The organism is Ensifer adhaerens, from assembly GCF_001270265.1.
GTDB lineage: Bacteria > Pseudomonadota > Alphaproteobacteria > Rhizobiales > Rhizobiaceae > Ensifer > Ensifer adhaerens_B.
This window is the reverse complement of the sequence record NZ_LGAP01000026.1, coordinates 88,888-103,596: the sequence shown is the minus strand read 5'-3', so window position 1 is coordinate 103,596 and position 14,709 is coordinate 88,888. Positions and strand designations below refer to the sequence as shown.

Genomic DNA, 14,709 nt, shown 5'->3' with positions numbered 1-14,709 from the left:
TCGCAGGCCCGAGGGCAAGGCCGGCGGCAAGGGGCTAGGGTTTAACGGCGGACAATTGCTGGCTTTGGCGATCGGCGGCTGCCTCTGCAACGATCTGCGCTATGTCGCAGCCGAGGCGGGGGCGCGCCTCGGGCGGCTCACGGTAAGCGTCACGGTCGAGCTTGACGGAAGCCCGCTGCTGGCGACCGCCGCAACGATGACGGTCGCGCTCGAGACGCTCGACGGGTCCGACCCGGCCGAGATCATCGAGCGGGCGAAAGCGAGTTGCATGGTCAGCAACTCGCTGCGCGCCGGCATCCCGGTGGACATCCTCACTGCCGCCTGGCCGCCGGAGAAGGCTCAGGCGGAAATGCCCTTGAGTACGTTGGCAACGTTGAGCCCGATTTCCGGCACACCGTAACCGCCTTCCATGCAGACGACGATCGGCAGGCCCGCCTGCTTCAGCCGCTCGCCCATGCGCAGATAGTCCTCCGACTTCAGCTTGAACGACGAAATCGGATCGCGTTCGAACGTGTCGACGCCGAGCGAAACTACGAGCGCCTCGGCGCCGAACGTCGCGATGCGGTGGAGCGCATCGTCCATCGCGGCCGACCAGGCGGCAAAAGCCGTGCCGCGCGGCAGGGGATAGTTTTTCGTCGAGCCAAGCCCTTCACCTGCCCCCTCCTCATCGGCAAAGCCGAGAAAGTACGGGAAAGCGTCGACCGGATCCCCGTGCAGCGAGGCGAAGTAGACGTCGCCGCGCCCATAGAAGATGTCCTGCGTGCCGTTGCCATGATGGAAATCGACATCGAGCACCGCCACTCGGGCGGCACCGAGACCGCGCGCCCGCGGCGGGGGGCGGGGGGCGTTGTTGAGGAAGGAAAAACCGCCATAGAGATCGATCGCTGCGTGATGGCCGGGCGGTCGGCAAAGGGCGAAAGCGGCGCTTGCGCCGGCACTGACGTGCTCGGCAGCCGAAAGCGCGCAATCCATCGCCGCGCGCGCGGCCGCATAGGTGCCCTCGGTGATCGATGTTTCCGCGGCAAAGGCGTAATAGCCGAGCGCGCCGTCGATATCGGCAGGCGGGTGCTGGCGCATCCGGCGCGCCGGAAAACAGGTCGGGATCGCCTCGCCGCGATAACCGTCGGCGACCCAGCGCGCCCAGGCGGTTTCGAGAAATTCGAGATAGTCGGGCGCATGCAGCTTGCTCGCCGTTTCCAGCCCGTGGCGCGTGGGTGCAACGACATCGGCGAAACCGGCTTCCTTGACGGCTGCCAGAATCCATTCGGCCCGAAACGGCGCCTCGAATGGCGCGACCAGTTCGCCGCCGAACAGTTCCGTCCTGGCATCACGAAGCTTGTGGTCCTCGGTGTAGAAAATGCGCATGCAGATGTCCTGATTGAGTGTGTGCAGCGGGCGAAGCGTCGGCAACCTATCTCAGGATTCGGGCTGTTGGCTATCTCAACGGGCGCCCCCTCATCCGGCCTGCTGGCCACCTTCTCCCCGCAAGCGGGGCGAAGGCAGGCGCGCTGCAAACTCCCATTCCCCCTCTCCCCGCTTGTGGGGAGAGGGGGAATCACACCAAGGGGAGCAGCGATCAGCCCTGAACCGCGATGCGCTTGTAGAAAAGCGTGGTGGCGCAAAGGCCGCCTTCCGGCCACATGGCGTAATCGGGGATGACGCCGACGCGCTCCCATCCCAGGCGCGGATAGATCGCCTCCGCCTCGCTGCCGGTTGCCGTGTCGAGCACGAGCAACGCCTTGCCGCGTGCGGCCGCCTCCCGCTCGACGGCCTGCATCAGCAGTCGGGCGACGCCCTTGCCACGGGCGGCGCGATGCACCAGCAGTTTCTTCAGATCGCCCCGATGCGGCTGGTTGGGCATCTGCGCCACGCCGACCTGGACCGTGCCGACGATCCGCCCCTCGTCTTCGGCGACCAGCAGCAGCGTTTCACCGCCGGCAACGGCATTCGCGACCCCCTCCCAATAGGGCAGGGCCGCCTCCGGCGGATAGGGCTGCATGAAGCCGACGGAAGCGCCGTCCTCGACGCAATCGGACAGCACCTCGGCAAGCGCCGGCATGGCGGAACGGGCCTCGGCTTCGGTGAGAAGACGGATGGATATGTCAGGCATGGTCAGGTCCTGGTTCGGCTGAGGATGACGGCATAGTGAGCCGGCTCATCATGGGGATTGTGAAAGACATGGGCCTGTTCGAGCCCCATGAACAGGCAGTCTCCGGCATCGAGCATATGGGGCCCGGACTCCATGGTCAGCTCGAGCCGACCGGAGAAAAGCCAGAGATGCTGCGTTATGCCCCGGTCGGCCGGTTGCCGCTCGAACACCACGCGGGCACCCGGCGGGAACTCGACCTCGACGATATCGACCGGGGAGCCGACACCTTCCGGCGAGACCGAACGGCGCAGATAGCCGGATTCCGGATCCCGCCAGAGTCTTTGATCGGCTCGCCTTGCAACCGGCGAGGCCTGCTCGCCTTCAAAGGCAAAGAGCGCCGACAGCGTGGTTGAGAGCGCGCTGCAGAGCTTGGCCAGCAACTGCGCCGTCGGGCTCGCCTCGCCGCGCTCGATGCGCGATATCATCGCGCGGCTAACGCCGGAGCGCATCGCCAGATCGTCGAGCGTGAGATTCTGCCCAACCCTGAGCGAACGGACGCGTTCGCCGATGGCATGCTCAAGGGGATCGTTGCTGTTTTCCATTATTTGAGATTGCATTTCTCATATAATGGAGTCAAGACCATGCCGAACAGAAAATAAAGGTGACCGATGCCGCTTTGGCGACATTGCGACGACGTGCATTCGGCTAAGGTCGCCCCGGGCATCCGGAGCGGAAAAGCGTTCCCACTCAATACTTTAGAAGAACCTCACGCAACAGGCCGTCACGGCCGATGAAACGGACCGGCAAGACATGGACACGCAGCCCTCCTCGCTGACGTCGATCGCCAGCATCGTGACGTCGATGACATCAGTTGCGATCGGCAACGGCATGATGCTCGCCTACGTGCCGTTCGTGCTGACGCGGTCCGGCGCGCCCGAGTGGGTTCCGGGTGCGGCGGTCACCATGGTTGCCTTTGGCGGCCTTGTCGGCTGCGTGATCGCCGGACCGATGATCCGCCGTGTCGGCCATGCCCGGGCGTTTTCCTGCTCGATGGCGCTCGTCATCCTTTCGGCGCTGACGATCAGCCTCGGCATGCACCCGATCCTCTGGGTGCTCGCCCGCGGCCTTTATGGCGCTGCCGGCAACACCAATTTCATCATCAGCCAGAGCTGGCTCAACCATGCGGCCGACAACCATTGGCGCGGCAAGGCAATGGCCACCTTCTACATGGCCTATGTGATCGGGCTCGGCACCGGCGCCTGGTTGTTCGGCCAGATCCCGGCCGGCGGCAACCTGCCGCCGCTTATCACCATCTTCTTCACGGCACTTGCCATCCTGCCGATCGGCCTGACCCGCCTGCCGACACCGCCGCCACCGGCCAAGGTCAGTATCGACATCCCGATGGTCTGGCGCAGTTCGCCTGTCGCCTTCATCGGCGTGCTTGCCGCCGGCGGCCTGTCGATGGTGGTGCAGGGCTTCACGCCCATCTATGCCGCCGCCAACCAGGTCAGCCAGGGCGACGTCGCCAACCTGATGTTCGTGATGCAGCTCGGGCTGATCGCCATCCAGTACCCGATGGGGACCCTGTCCGACCGGATCGACCGCCGGCTGGTGCTGATCGGCACCTGTTTGCTGATCGTTGCCGCCGGCTTCTTCGCGATCTCGGCGACCTTTGCCAATCTTCTGCTGCTGATGGTCGTCTTTGCGCTTTTTGCCGGTGCGGTCGAGACCGTCTATTCCATCGCCAATGCCCATGCAAACGACCGCACCGATCCGGCGGATTTCGTGCCGCTCGCCAGCACCATGCTGGTCGCCTGGTCAGCGGCTGCAACCCTGGTGCCGATGCTGGTGACGCTGCTGACGCCGGTGTTCGGTCCGCGGACGTTCATCTATGCGGCGATGGCCGTTGCAGCACTCTACGCCCTTTTCGTGCTCATGCGCTTGAGGAAACGCGACGAGGTCCCGGCCGATGAGCGTGAGACCTTCGAACTGAAGAGCGCGCAGGTGCCGAATGCCGGCGCGCTGATCGATGCCGAGGCAAGGGCCGAATAGCCGCCGAGGCTTGCGATTTATAGTGAACGAAGCCTTCATTTCCCGCTTTGCGCCGCTTGAACGCACTGCTATATGCGGCCCATGAGCACAACATCTTCCAAGACGCCCCTGTCGCATATCCGTAACTTCTCGATCGTGGCCCATATCGACCACGGCAAGTCGACGCTGGCCGACCGACTGATCCAGTCGACCGGCGGCCTTGCCGAGCGGGAAATGTCCGAGCAGGTGCTCGACAGCATGGATATCGAGCGCGAGCGCGGCATCACCATCAAGGCCCAGACCGTGCGTCTGCACTACAAGGCCAATGACGGCGAAACCTACGTGCTGAACCTCATCGACACGCCCGGCCACGTCGACTTCGCCTATGAAGTCTCGCGGTCGCTGTCGGCCTGCGAAGGTTCGCTCCTGGTCGTCGACGCCAGCCAAGGCGTGGAAGCCCAGACGCTCGCCAACGTCTACCAGGCGATCGACAACAATCACGAGCTCGTCACCGTGCTCAACAAGATCGACCTTCCCGCCGCCGAGCCGGAGCGGATCAAGGAACAGATCGAGGAAGTGATCGGCATCGACGCCTCCGACGCCGTGTTGATCTCGGCAAAGACCGGCCTCGGCATTCCCGACGTCTTGGAAGCGATCGTCACCAAGCTGCCGGCGCCGAAGAGCGAGGGCGGCGATACGGCACCGCTGAAGGCGCTTCTGGTCGATAGCTGGTACGACACCTACCTCGGCGTCATGGTTCTCGTGCGCATCATCGACGGCACCCTGAAGAAGGGCATGACCATCCGCATGATGGGCACCGACGCCAAGTACACGATCGAACGCGTCGGCGTGCTGACGCCGAAGATGGTGGCCATGGACGCGCTCGGCCCGGGCGAGATCGGCTTCATCACCGCCTCGATCAAGGAAGTGGCCGATACCCGCGTCGGCGATACCATCACCGAAGACAAGCGCCCGACTGCCAAGGCGCTGCCAGGCTTCAAGCCGGCGCAGCCGGTGGTGTTCTGTGGCCTCTTCCCGGTCGATGCCGCCGACTTCGAGGATCTGCGTTCGGCGATGGGCAAGCTGCGCCTCAACGACGCATCGTTCTCGTTCGAAATGGAATCGTCCGCCGCCCTTGGCTTCGGCTTCCGCTGCGGCTTCCTCGGCCTCCTGCACCTCGAGATCATCCAGGAACGGCTGGAGCGCGAGTTCGACCTCGACCTGATCGCGACGGCGCCTTCGGTCGTCTACAAGCTGTTCATGACCGACGGTACGGAGCGCGAGCTGCACAACCCGGCCGACATGCCTGACGTCGTCAAGATCGCCGAGATCCACGAGCCGTGGATCCGCGCGACGATCCTGACGCCCGACGACTATCTCGGCGGCATCCTCAAGCTCTGCCAGGACCGGCGCGGCATCCAGATCGAGCTGACCTATGTCGGCACCCGTGCGATGCTGACCTATGACCTGCCGCTCAACGAAGTGGTGTTCGATTTCTACGACCGGCTGAAGTCGATCTCCAAGGGCTATGCCTCGTTCGACTACCAGATCACCGACCACAAGGAAGGCAACCTTGTGAAGATGTCGATCCTCGTCAACGGCGAGCCGGTCGACGCGCTGTCGATGATGGTGCACCGGATGGCGGCGGAAAAGCGCGGTCGCGAAATGTGCGAGAAGCTCAAGGAGCTGATCCCGAAGCACATGTTCAAGATCCCGATCCAGGCGGCGATCGGCGGCAACGTCATCGCCCGCGAGACCATTTCGGCGCTGCGCAAGGACGTGACAGCGAAGTGCTACGGCGGCGACGCCACCCGTAAGCGCAAGCTCCTGGAAAAGCAGAAGGCCGGCAAGAAGCGCATGCGCCAGTTCGGCAAGGTGGAGATTCCGCAGGAAGCCTTCATCGCCGCGCTCAAGATGGGCGACGAGTAAAAGCCAGGTGCGAAAGACATGCGTGGCGACGGGAAGAACCGGACGCCACGCCTTTGTGCTGGGACAGCGCCACCTGCAGCGCTCGGTCTATGTATCCGCGTCGGGCCTTCGCCCGTCCCGTCATCCTCGGGCTTGACCCGAGGATCCAACTACCAAGCTCGAAATAAAGATCGTGCCCGCCCCCCGCGCTCAAAGACGTCGAGGGCTCAAGGCCTAGCATTACGTCGACAAGGCAGCGGTCGCCTTTGCTAATCGCAACAACGTCGGCATGATCCGACAGCGCCGGTGCCCGCCTATGGATCCTCGGGTCAAGCCCGAGGATGACGGGCGGAGGGGCGCCTGGTCAGGAACAAATGCCGATATTTCGCGACCGATGGGGAACCTCAAGGCAGAGGTTGACTTGTATTCGGTGCTCGCAGCCCACAGCCGTCATCCTCGGGCTTGACCCGAGGATCCATGCACAAGCACCATCATTACTATGGCGGGATTCGTCTACATCGTCACGAACAGCAAGCGCGGAACGCTTTACATCGGCGTCACCTCAAATCTCGAGCGCCGTATCTTCGAGCATCGAGAGGGACTGACACCGGGCTTTGCGTCAAAATACGGCTGCACCCAGCTCGTCTGGTACGAAGAACATCTGCAGATCGCTACCGCCATTCAGCGTGAGAAGTCTCTCAAACGCTGGTACCGGCAGTGGAAAATCGAATTGATCGAGACCGTGAACCCGGAGTGGCGCGACCTCTATTTCGCGCTTTGGTAGACTTGGCATGGATCCTCGGGTCAAGCCCGAGGATGACGAAGGGAGCGTGGAGCGTGAAGAAAATTGCGCCGGGGGCATGCGCGTTCGGCCATCGTCACGCTCTTGCGAAAGCCTGTCGCTTTGCTGGCGCCCCAACCCTCTCGTCAGGTCGTCATCCTCGGGCTTGACCCGAGGATCCATGAACAAGCACCATCAGTGCCATGGCTGGATTCGTCTACATCGTCACGAACAGCAAGCGCGGAACGCTTTACATCGGCGTCACCTCAAATCTCGAGCGCCGTATCTTCGAGCATCGAGAGGGGCTGACACCGGGCTTTGCGTCAAAATACGGCTGCACCCAGCTCGTCTGGTACGAAGAACATCTGCAGATCGGCACCGCCATTCAGCGTGAGAAGTCTCTCAAACGCTGGTACCGGCAATGGAAAATCGAATTGATCGAGACAGTGAACCCGGAGTGGCGCGACCTCTATTTCGAGCTTTGGTAGGCTTGGGCATGGATCCTCGGGTCAAGCCCGAGGATGACGGGCCGGGTCAAGCCCGAGGATGACCGGCCGGGTCAAGCCCGAGGATGACCGGCCGGGTCAAGCCCGAGGATGACGGGCGGAGGAAACAAATGTCGACGCTTTCGACCAGTGGGAGAGCCGCAAAGCAAGAGCTGATGTCTATTCGATTCTCGCATCCCGCCGTCGTCATCCTCGGGCTTGACCCGAGGATCCATCCACCAACGGTCGCTTCATGCCTCGGCCAGCAAATACCGCTTGGAGATACGATCCACCAGGCGGCCGCTCTTGAGCGGCACCGCCTTGTCAATCTTGTAGTCGACGAAGCCCATCCTGCCGTAGTAGGCGAGACCGCCCACGTTGTCGGCGCGGATGGTTGCGTTGATTGCGCTCAAGCCGAGCGCACGGGCATTGTCCCTCGTTGCGGCAAACAGCGCCGTGCCGGCGCCGCGCACCTTGGCGTCGGTCCGGGAAAAGGTGCCGATATCGGCCCAGCCTTCCGGCAATCCGTCGTAGCGCTCGAGCGCCTGGAACGCGCAAGGGCGGCCATCGGCATCCTCGGCGACGAAGCAGCTGACGAAGCCCGGGCCGGCGAGATAGTGCGCCGTAAAACTTTCGGGCGTGAACGGCGTCTCATTGGCGGTCGTGCCGCCGATCCGGATGATTTCGTTGAGGAAGGCGCAGAGCGCCGGCACGTCCGCCGGGGTTGCCGGACGCACCTCAATCGTAGTTGCTTCATCGATCATCAAAATCCTCCTGCTTGATTTGTCGCTTGCCGGATCGCGGCAGGGGCCGCGCCGGGTTGCCGACAACCGTCGCTCCGGCCGCGACATCTTTCGTGACGACGGAGCCGGCGCCGACGATGGCGCCGTCGCCGATTGTCACGCCGCCGAGAAGGATGGCGCCGCCGCCGATCCAGACGTCCTTGCCGATCTCGACCGGCCTTGCGATCTCGATGCCGCGGCTCCGGAGCGGCACGTCCTTGTGATGTTCGGCGCAATAGATCTGCACGCCCGGACCGAGCATGGAGCCTTCGCCGATCGAGATACGGCCGCTATCCAGCATGGTGCAGCCGGCATTGATATAGACGCGGGCGCCGAGCGAAATGTTGATGCCGTAGGAACAATGAAACGGCGCTTCGATGAGAACATCGTCGGCAACGCTTGCAAGCAGCGCCCGGAGTGCCGGCGCCATCGAGCCCCGTCTGTCAGGAGCCATGGTGTTGTGCTGGTGCACGGCGTCACGCGCCCGCCGACGCAGCTGCTCGAGTTCCGGGTCGAGGCAGCAATACCAATCGCCCGCCGCCATCTTGTCGCGTTCGCTGGCGCTCACGCTTTCGTCCTTGCTTCGGCCGCTTCACGCCGCGCCAGGCTTTCGGCCGGCCATTGCGTCGCCATGTCGTAATAGATGTCGAAAGCGGGGGCGCCGCCTTCAAGCGATAGCCAGGAGACCTTCGAGCGTGTGAAGATATGGGCATCCGGCGGGAAGTCCGACGGTCGGTCGAGGCTCGCAATGCGCAGGAAGGCGAGCCAGCCGCGCCGGCCGTAATCGCTCCAGAGCGCCGTCTGGCACTCGGCACAGCGATAGACGTCATGCGGACGGCCACTCTCGGTCGGCAGCGTCACGACGATGGGTTCGCCCGCCGTCAGTTCGATGTTCTCCCGCTCGATGACGCCATTGACGACGAAGGCGCTTCCGACCTGTCGCTGGCAATCGGTGCAATGACAGCAATTGACGAACATCGGCCGCCGTTTCAGCCGGTAGCGGATACGCCCGCAGAAGCAGCCGCCGCCAATATCTTCGTCCATCAGCAGGCCTCCTCCAACACCTCGTCGCTCGGCGCTGCAGCAGAGGCATCGCCACGCCTGATGGTGGCGACCCAGGCGCGCGCCAAGGCGAGGCCGGCGGCATTGGCTTTTTCGCCATGGCGCCTGGCGTGAGCAGCGTATTGCGCCAGCCAGTTAGGATCGAGCCGATTGATGGTCTGCGGGAACGAGCGGTTCCAATCTTCGACAAGGGCGGTGTCAGCCTCGAAATGGAATTGCGTGCCATAGACGGCACGACCGATGCGAAACGCCTGATGCCGCGTGACGTCGTTTTCGGCAAGGTGCACCGCCCCTTCCGGAAGGGTGAAGGTGTCGCCATGCCATTGGAAGATCGGGAAGCTTTCGCCGACGCTTGCCAGCACCGGATCGCCCTGCCCCTCGGCGCGCACCTGCACTTCGTGCCAGCCGAATTCTTTGGCTTCGCCGAGCAGGTTCTTCGCCCCATAGGCCCGCGCCAGCAGCTGGCTGCCGAGGCAAATTCCGAGCACCGAGCGCTCGCTGTCGCCGAAGCGGCGCATCAGCGCTGCCAGCTTCGGGAGATAGGGGAAAGCCTCATCGTCGAGCGCACTCTGCTCGCCGCCGAGCACCACGAGCGCATCGAAGCCATCCGGCCCATCCGGCACCGGGTCGCCGGCATAGGCGCGGCGAACCTCGATCTCCGCCTTGACTTCGCGAAGCGCCGTACCGACCTGGCCGAGCTCCGTCTTCGCCATGTTTTCCACCACCAGTACCCGCATGATGACCTTCCCTTCGCCGTCTGGGCGGAAGATTGATCACGACATGCGTCTCGGTTCAAGAGGCGGAAGGTTCAGGAGGCGGGGGTTCAAGAGGCGCGAGAGGGCACCGCACTCATTGCCGAAAGCATCCGGGCCTTGACTTCCGCGCCAAACTTTCCGACCTTCCTGATATCATGATGCTCACGATTACTTCCCTTCGCTGCTTCCGGGTATGCCCGATCGCAGGAACCTGACCCCAGCCCGGATGCTTGCGCTCTCCGGGTCAGGGGAGCCTTTCGCGTCGGCAAATGAGAACCTCCGTTCCCAGGCCACGCTCCGAGCGCCGAGTTTTTCCAGATAGAATTAGCCCAGCTAAGATTAGCAACGACGACGCCGAAGGCCCGTCGATAAAAACGTCAGGTATCATCATGGCGACCACCGCCCGCAACAAACTTCCCGCGATCATCATCAATGCCGAGGATCACAAGCGCCTGACGGCGCTTGCCTCTTCCGCCCTCGACCGAATTCCCGAAGTCGCCGAGGCACTTATGTCCGAGCTCGATCGCGCGCGCATTGCCGCGCCCGGAAAACTGCCTGCAGACAGCGTGCAGATGGGATCCACCGTCGCCTTCGAAGCCGACAACGGTTTTGCCAAGCAGGTGACGCTGGTCTATCCCGGCGAGGCCGATATCGAGGCCGGGCGCATTTCGGTGCTGACGCCGATCGGCGCGGCCCTGATCGGCCTTTCCGTCGGCCAGTCGATCGACTGGCACGACCGCTCCGGCAAGGTCCACCGCATGACCATCCGCAGCGTTACCGCGGCCGAACGGGCCTGAGGGCTTCGCGCCCTTGTCATTGATGGCGAAGGGGGCGCGGCGGACGCTGGGGGCAGTTGCGCAACTCCCCCGAAAACTAGTCGAGGAGGCCGGTCGTCAGACCGCCCTCCCCGCTTTTCGGATGCCGGAAGGCTTATCAGAACTGCTTGCCGAGCTTGGCGTCGACGGACTGGCTGTTGGCGCCGCGAACGGCAAAGAAGAACAGGATCGCGGCCCAGAGAATGGACTTTTCGGCGCCGCCGAGACCCTCTCCCTGCACGATGCCGTGGAAATAGACGGTGACGAGCAGCACGATCGTGGCGGCGAAGGCGGCCGGACGGGTAAGAAGGCCGATCGCGATCAGGATGCCGCCGAAGAACTCCGTGGCAGCGAGCAGCGGCGACCAGAAGACGCCGGGATAAAAGCCGAGGCTTTCGACCATGCCGACAGCGCCGAACGGATTGACGATCTTGCCGTAACCGTGGGTTACGAGCAGGACGCCGCACAGAACGCGCAGCAGCGTTTCGGCAAAGGTGTCGAGCGGCAGATAGATCTTTTCCAGCGCCGGCAGGATTGCACGGGGACGGGAAGTCGAAACGGTGGCATCAGTCATGGGTTGGTCCTCTTGGAGGTGGCTGCGACAATATGTGCAATGCAGCAATGTCTCGCCGGGCGCCTTTTCGTTTGCAAGGGAGCGGCCGATAAAAACATGACCAAATCAGTTGACAATTACGTGAGAGCCGCGTGACCGCCGGTTGTTCCCGATCGCCCGCTCCAGTGCCGCGCGTCGAGCGTGACGTGCAAGGCTTGCGGTAACGCCTGAAACTGGCAGGACAATTTCTCGTCAAATCGGTTCCGATTTCCAGGAATTATGCAGTATGTTGCGGCGCGCAAACCAGCCGGGAATCATCAGATGGACGAGAAGCCGCGGATCACCATTCTCTATTGCACGCAGTGCAACTGGCTGTTGCGCGCCGGCTGGATGGCACAGGAGCTGCTGCAGACTTTCGGCCAAGCGCTGGGTGAAGTGGCGTTGATCCCCGGCACCGGCGGCAATTTCGAGATCCGCGTCAATGACGAACTGATCTGGGAGCGCAAGCGCGACGGCGGCTTTCCCGGACCGAAGGAACTGAAGCAGCGCATCCGCGACATCATCGAGCCGGAGCGCGATCTCGGCCACACCGACAGGAGCTGATCCTGGATTTCGGCATTCTCGCGGGCGTTTTCTCGGCCGCCTTCCTGTCCGCGACGCTGCTGTTCGGCATGTCGGAGGCGGCGATCGTCGCCGCCGCACTTCATGGCGAGACCAGCCGTGTCGCCCTGTTCTTAGCGGCCACGGCCGGCAACGTGCTGGGTGCCGTCGTCAATTTCGTGCTCGGACGGTTTCTGATCCGCTTTGAGGGAAGGCGCTGGTTTCCCATTTCGCCCGCAGCAAGGCAGAAGGCGGAGACGCTGTTTGGGCGTTATGGCCAGCCGGTGCTGCTGCTATCGTGGCTGCCGGTGGTCGGCGATCCGCTGACGCTCGTCGCCGGGCTGCTGCGCATGCCGTTTGCGCTGTTCCTGGTGTTCGTGGCGATCGGCAAGGCGGCGCGTTACGCCGCCGTGCTCTGGCTGACGCCCTGACACCAACTGCAAGCTGGTATGACGCCTCAGCTATGGGCGAAAATGTCGGTCTCGTCCCAGCCGAGCAGATCGAGCTTGGAACGGGTCGGCAGGAAGGCGAAGCAGGCATCCGCATGTTCCATGCGGCCATCGCGTAAGAGCCGCGCCGTCAGTTTTTCGCGCAGCGCATGCAGGTGCAGCACGTCGGATGCGGCATATTCGAGCTGCGCCGGCGACAGGATCTCCGCCGCCCAGTCGGAGGACTGCTGCTGCTTGGAAATATCGACATCGAGCATTTCCTTCAGATTGTCCTTCAGCCCGTGGCGGTCCGTATAGGTGCGGGTCAGGCGCGAGGCGATCTTGGTGCAGAAGACCGGCGTCGTCGTCACGCCGAAGGTGTGGAACAACACGGCGATATCGAAGCGGCCGAAGTGAAAGATCTTCTGGCGGGCCGGGTCGGCGAGCATCGCGACGAGGTTCGGCGCCTCCTTCTGACCGGCCGCTATACGGATCACGTCGGCGGTACCATCGCCCGGCGAAAGCTGGACGACGCAGAGCCGATCGCGACGGGGGACAAGGCCGAGCGTTTCCGTGTCGACGGCAATCGCGCCTCTGTAGCGGGCGGCATCGGCTGCGGAAATATCGCCTTCGTGGAACCGTATTGCATTCGCCATCGAAAATCCCCAGATGAAACGGAAGTGGTGTCGCCTATACCGCAAGTTCGGCCCTGGCGAAACCGTATCATGGCGCCTCGCCCGCGGGTGCTGTCTTCGAAAGCTCGCCTTGATGACCTCCTGCCGCCTCACCCTCTCGGCCCTCTGCCTGATCCTCGGTCTGTCCGCCATGCCGGCGCTGGCGCAGAACTACACCGACCTGCCCGGCGTGCGCCCGATGGATCCTCTGAACGACAACGGCGACAAGGTTGTCTGCGAGCAGACGCTGGTCGATCGCGACTATCCGTTCGAGTCCAGCTCGCGCGGCGGCCCGCGCTACGACACAATCTACAACTGCCGCCGCGGCGACGGCCCGGTGTTCCAGGGCAGCGATCTGCCGCCTTCGCTCTATCGGCAGAAGCGCGGGCTGGGCTACTAAAGCGCGTCGCGATCTCTAGGATTCGCTTGCTGCGCTTTAAGCTCTTGTTTTTACGCATGTCGTTATTGCAAAACCGCAGCACACTCTTGCGCGACATGCTTTAACCCTCTGCACCGGTTCGGCTTGGCAAGCCGCTGAATACTTCCTAGAAAATTGGGCAAGGAACCGTGGAGGCGTTCTGCCTCCACCGAGGAGGAACAATGCCCAACGACAGCAGACCGCTCGCCATCAGCGTGCCGGCACCTCGCACGCTCGACCTGATCTTCACAGCCGATGCATTGAAGCAACTGCATCAGCGCTACCGCATCGTCGAAGCCGACCCCGAGGATGTCGCCGGCCTCGGTGACGAGGTGCTGTCGCAAGCGCGCTACATCATCGGCCAGCCGCCGCTTGATCATGACACCCTGGCGCGCCTGCCGAGACTGCGAGCCATCCTCAATGTCGAGAGCAACCTGATCAACAACATGCCTTACGAAGTGCTGTTCGAACGCGGCATTCACGTGGTCACGACCGGCCAGGTGTTCGCCGAGCCGGTTGCCGAAATGGGGCTTGCCATGGCCCTCAACATTGCGCGCGGCGTCGTTGACGCCGATCTCGCCTTTCGCGAGGGCCGGGAACTTTGGGGTGGCGACGGCAATCGCTCGGCGCGGCTCTTATCCGGCTCGGACATCGGCATCGTCGGCTTTGGGGACCTCGGCAAGGCACTCAACCGGGTGCTGTCCGGCTTCCGCGCCAGGATCCGCGTCTTCGATCCCTGGATGCCGGCCTCCATTCTTCGGGACAACGGCGTTGAACCGGCATCACTGGAAACGGTGCTGACAAAAAGCGATTTCGTCTTCGTCGTCGCCTCGGTCACCAGCGAAAACGAAGGCTTTCTCGGCGCAAAGGCTTTTGCCAGCATGCGTCCAGGTGCAGCCTTCATCCTGCTCAGCCGCGCCGGCGTCGTCGATTTCGAGGCGCTGATGGCGGCCGTCGAAAGCGGGCATATCGTTGCCGCCAGCGACGTCTTTCCGGAGGAACCGCTTGCGCATGACCACAGGGTACGCCGCCTGCCTGGCTTCCTGCGCTCGGCGCACCGTGCGGGCGCGCTCGACAGCGCCTTCAAGAAGATGGGCGACATGGTGCTGGAAGACATGGACCTGATGGACCGGGACCTGCCACCGATGCGCTGCAAGCGCGCCGAGCGCGAAACGGTGGCACGGATGCGCTCCAAGCCGGTAACGGTCAACTGAGCCACCGTTTTTCACGGGTGGATTTCGGCGGGTTCGTTCATCCCGCCGATTAACGTGTTTTATGGGAATTGCATATAGAGTTCAACGTAGCGGCGGCATGCATATCATCGGCAC

At 63.3% G+C, this 14,709-nt stretch carries 19 protein-coding genes; 10 read left to right on the top strand and 9 right to left on the bottom strand.

What is annotated here, in order from left to right; all coding sequences use genetic code 11:
• On the top strand, positions 1-400 hold a 400-nt coding region (locus AC244_RS35720; RefSeq protein ID WP_082367166.1), incomplete at its 5' end, for an OsmC family protein.
• Here the strand turns inward: AC244_RS35720 and AC244_RS27015 are convergent.
• The 3 genes from AC244_RS27015 to AC244_RS27005 all read right to left on the bottom strand — a co-directional run bounded on the left by AC244_RS27015 (position 340) and on the right by AC244_RS27005 (position 2,691).
• Positions 340-1,365, bottom strand: a complete 1,026-nt coding sequence (locus AC244_RS27015; protein WP_053251916.1) for a histone deacetylase family protein — start codon at positions 1,363-1,365, stop codon at positions 340-342. The two genes, AC244_RS35720 and AC244_RS27015, sit on opposite strands and share 61 nt — an antisense overlap.
• A 211-nt stretch (positions 1,366-1,576) precedes the next feature.
• The gene (locus AC244_RS27010) at positions 1,577-2,110 is read right to left on the bottom strand and encodes a GNAT family N-acetyltransferase (RefSeq protein WP_053251908.1); all 534 of its coding nucleotides are present in this window, start codon (positions 2,108-2,110) and stop codon (positions 1,577-1,579) included.
• Positions 2,111-2,112: 2 nt separating this feature from the next.
• On the bottom strand, positions 2,113-2,691 hold the full coding sequence (locus AC244_RS27005; protein WP_082367164.1) for a helix-turn-helix domain-containing protein: 579 nt from the start codon (positions 2,689-2,691) through the stop codon (positions 2,113-2,115).
• A gap of 208 nt (positions 2,692-2,899) precedes the next feature.
• Between AC244_RS27005 and AC244_RS27000 the strand changes: the two genes are divergently transcribed.
• The 4 genes from AC244_RS27000 to AC244_RS26985 all read left to right on the top strand — a co-directional run bounded on the left by AC244_RS27000 (position 2,900) and on the right by AC244_RS26985 (position 7,297).
• A complete protein-coding gene (locus tag AC244_RS27000; protein ID WP_053251906.1) occupies positions 2,900-4,141 on the top strand; it encodes an MFS transporter in 1,242 nt (413 codons plus the stop codon).
• 81 nt (positions 4,142-4,222) lie between these two features.
• Positions 4,223-6,049, top strand: a complete 1,827-nt coding sequence (gene lepA, locus AC244_RS26995) for a translation elongation factor 4 (protein WP_414735953.1) — start codon at positions 4,223-4,225, stop codon at positions 6,047-6,049.
• Between the two features lie 478 nt (positions 6,050-6,527).
• Entirely contained in the window at positions 6,528-6,812 is a 285-nt protein-coding gene (locus AC244_RS26990) for a GIY-YIG nuclease family protein (RefSeq protein WP_053251904.1), read from the top strand.
• 200 nt (positions 6,813-7,012) lie between these two features.
• Positions 7,013-7,297, top strand: coding sequence for a GIY-YIG nuclease family protein (locus AC244_RS26985; RefSeq protein ID WP_053251903.1), 285 nt, complete (start codon positions 7,013-7,015; stop codon positions 7,295-7,297).
• A 248-nt stretch (positions 7,298-7,545) separates the two neighbouring features.
• Here AC244_RS26985 and AC244_RS26980 read toward each other — a convergent pair whose 3' ends face one another.
• From AC244_RS26980 to AC244_RS26965, 4 genes are read right to left on the bottom strand one after another with little or no spacing between them, the layout of a single operon-like run.
• A complete protein-coding gene (locus tag AC244_RS26980; RefSeq protein WP_053251902.1) occupies positions 7,546-8,058 on the bottom strand; it encodes a GNAT family N-acetyltransferase in 513 nt (170 codons plus the stop codon).
• Positions 8,048-8,644 (bottom strand): sugar O-acetyltransferase, encoded by a 597-nt coding sequence (locus AC244_RS26975; protein ID WP_053251901.1) that lies wholly within the window; start codon positions 8,642-8,644, stop codon positions 8,048-8,050. The genes AC244_RS26980 and AC244_RS26975 overlap by 11 nt, the downstream gene beginning before the upstream one ends.
• Positions 8,641-9,120: a GFA family protein gene (locus AC244_RS26970; RefSeq protein ID WP_053251900.1), complete on the bottom strand. Its 480-nt coding sequence runs from the start codon at positions 9,118-9,120 to the stop codon at positions 8,641-8,643. Before AC244_RS26970 ends, AC244_RS26975 begins: the two co-directional genes overlap by 4 nt.
• A complete protein-coding gene (locus AC244_RS26965) occupies positions 9,120-9,875 on the bottom strand; it encodes a type 1 glutamine amidotransferase (RefSeq protein ID WP_053251899.1) in 756 nt (251 codons plus the stop codon). The genes AC244_RS26970 and AC244_RS26965 overlap by 1 nt, the downstream gene beginning before the upstream one ends.
• 407 nt (positions 9,876-10,282) lie before the next feature.
• On the opposite strand from AC244_RS26965, the gene rnk reads away from it, so the two are divergent.
• Entirely contained in the window at positions 10,283-10,690 is a 408-nt protein-coding gene (gene rnk / locus AC244_RS26960; protein WP_053251898.1) for a nucleoside diphosphate kinase regulator, read from the top strand.
• A gap of 136 nt (positions 10,691-10,826) precedes the next feature.
• On the opposite strand, the gene AC244_RS26955 is transcribed toward rnk, so the two are convergent.
• On the bottom strand, positions 10,827-11,282 hold the full coding sequence (locus tag AC244_RS26955; protein WP_053251897.1) for a DoxX family protein: 456 nt from the start codon (positions 11,280-11,282) through the stop codon (positions 10,827-10,829).
• A gap of 300 nt (positions 11,283-11,582) precedes the next feature.
• Between AC244_RS26955 and AC244_RS26950 the strand changes: the two genes are divergently transcribed.
• Both AC244_RS26950 and AC244_RS26945 read left to right on the top strand, forming a co-directional pair.
• On the top strand, positions 11,583-11,864 hold the full coding sequence (locus tag AC244_RS26950; RefSeq protein ID WP_053251896.1) for a SelT/SelW/SelH family protein: 282 nt from the start codon (positions 11,583-11,585) through the stop codon (positions 11,862-11,864).
• A gap of 83 nt (positions 11,865-11,947) precedes the next feature.
• The gene (locus tag AC244_RS26945; RefSeq protein ID WP_053251915.1) at positions 11,948-12,292 is read left to right on the top strand and encodes a YqaA family protein; all 345 of its coding nucleotides are present in this window, start codon (positions 11,948-11,950) and stop codon (positions 12,290-12,292) included.
• A gap of 26 nt (positions 12,293-12,318) precedes the next feature.
• Here AC244_RS26945 and AC244_RS26940 read toward each other — a convergent pair whose 3' ends face one another.
• Positions 12,319-12,945, bottom strand: a complete 627-nt coding sequence (locus AC244_RS26940) for a ribonuclease D (protein ID WP_053251895.1) — start codon at positions 12,943-12,945, stop codon at positions 12,319-12,321.
• A gap of 13 nt (positions 12,946-12,958) precedes the next feature.
• Between AC244_RS26940 and AC244_RS26935 the strand changes: the two genes are divergently transcribed.
• Positions 12,959-13,363, top strand: coding sequence for a hypothetical protein (locus AC244_RS26935; RefSeq protein ID WP_234717038.1), 405 nt, complete (start codon positions 12,959-12,961; stop codon positions 13,361-13,363).
• A gap of 200 nt (positions 13,364-13,563) precedes the next feature.
• The gene (locus AC244_RS26930) at positions 13,564-14,595 is read left to right on the top strand and encodes a hydroxyacid dehydrogenase (RefSeq protein ID WP_053251893.1); all 1,032 of its coding nucleotides are present in this window, start codon (positions 13,564-13,566) and stop codon (positions 14,593-14,595) included.
• Positions 14,596-14,709 lie beyond the last annotated feature (114 nt).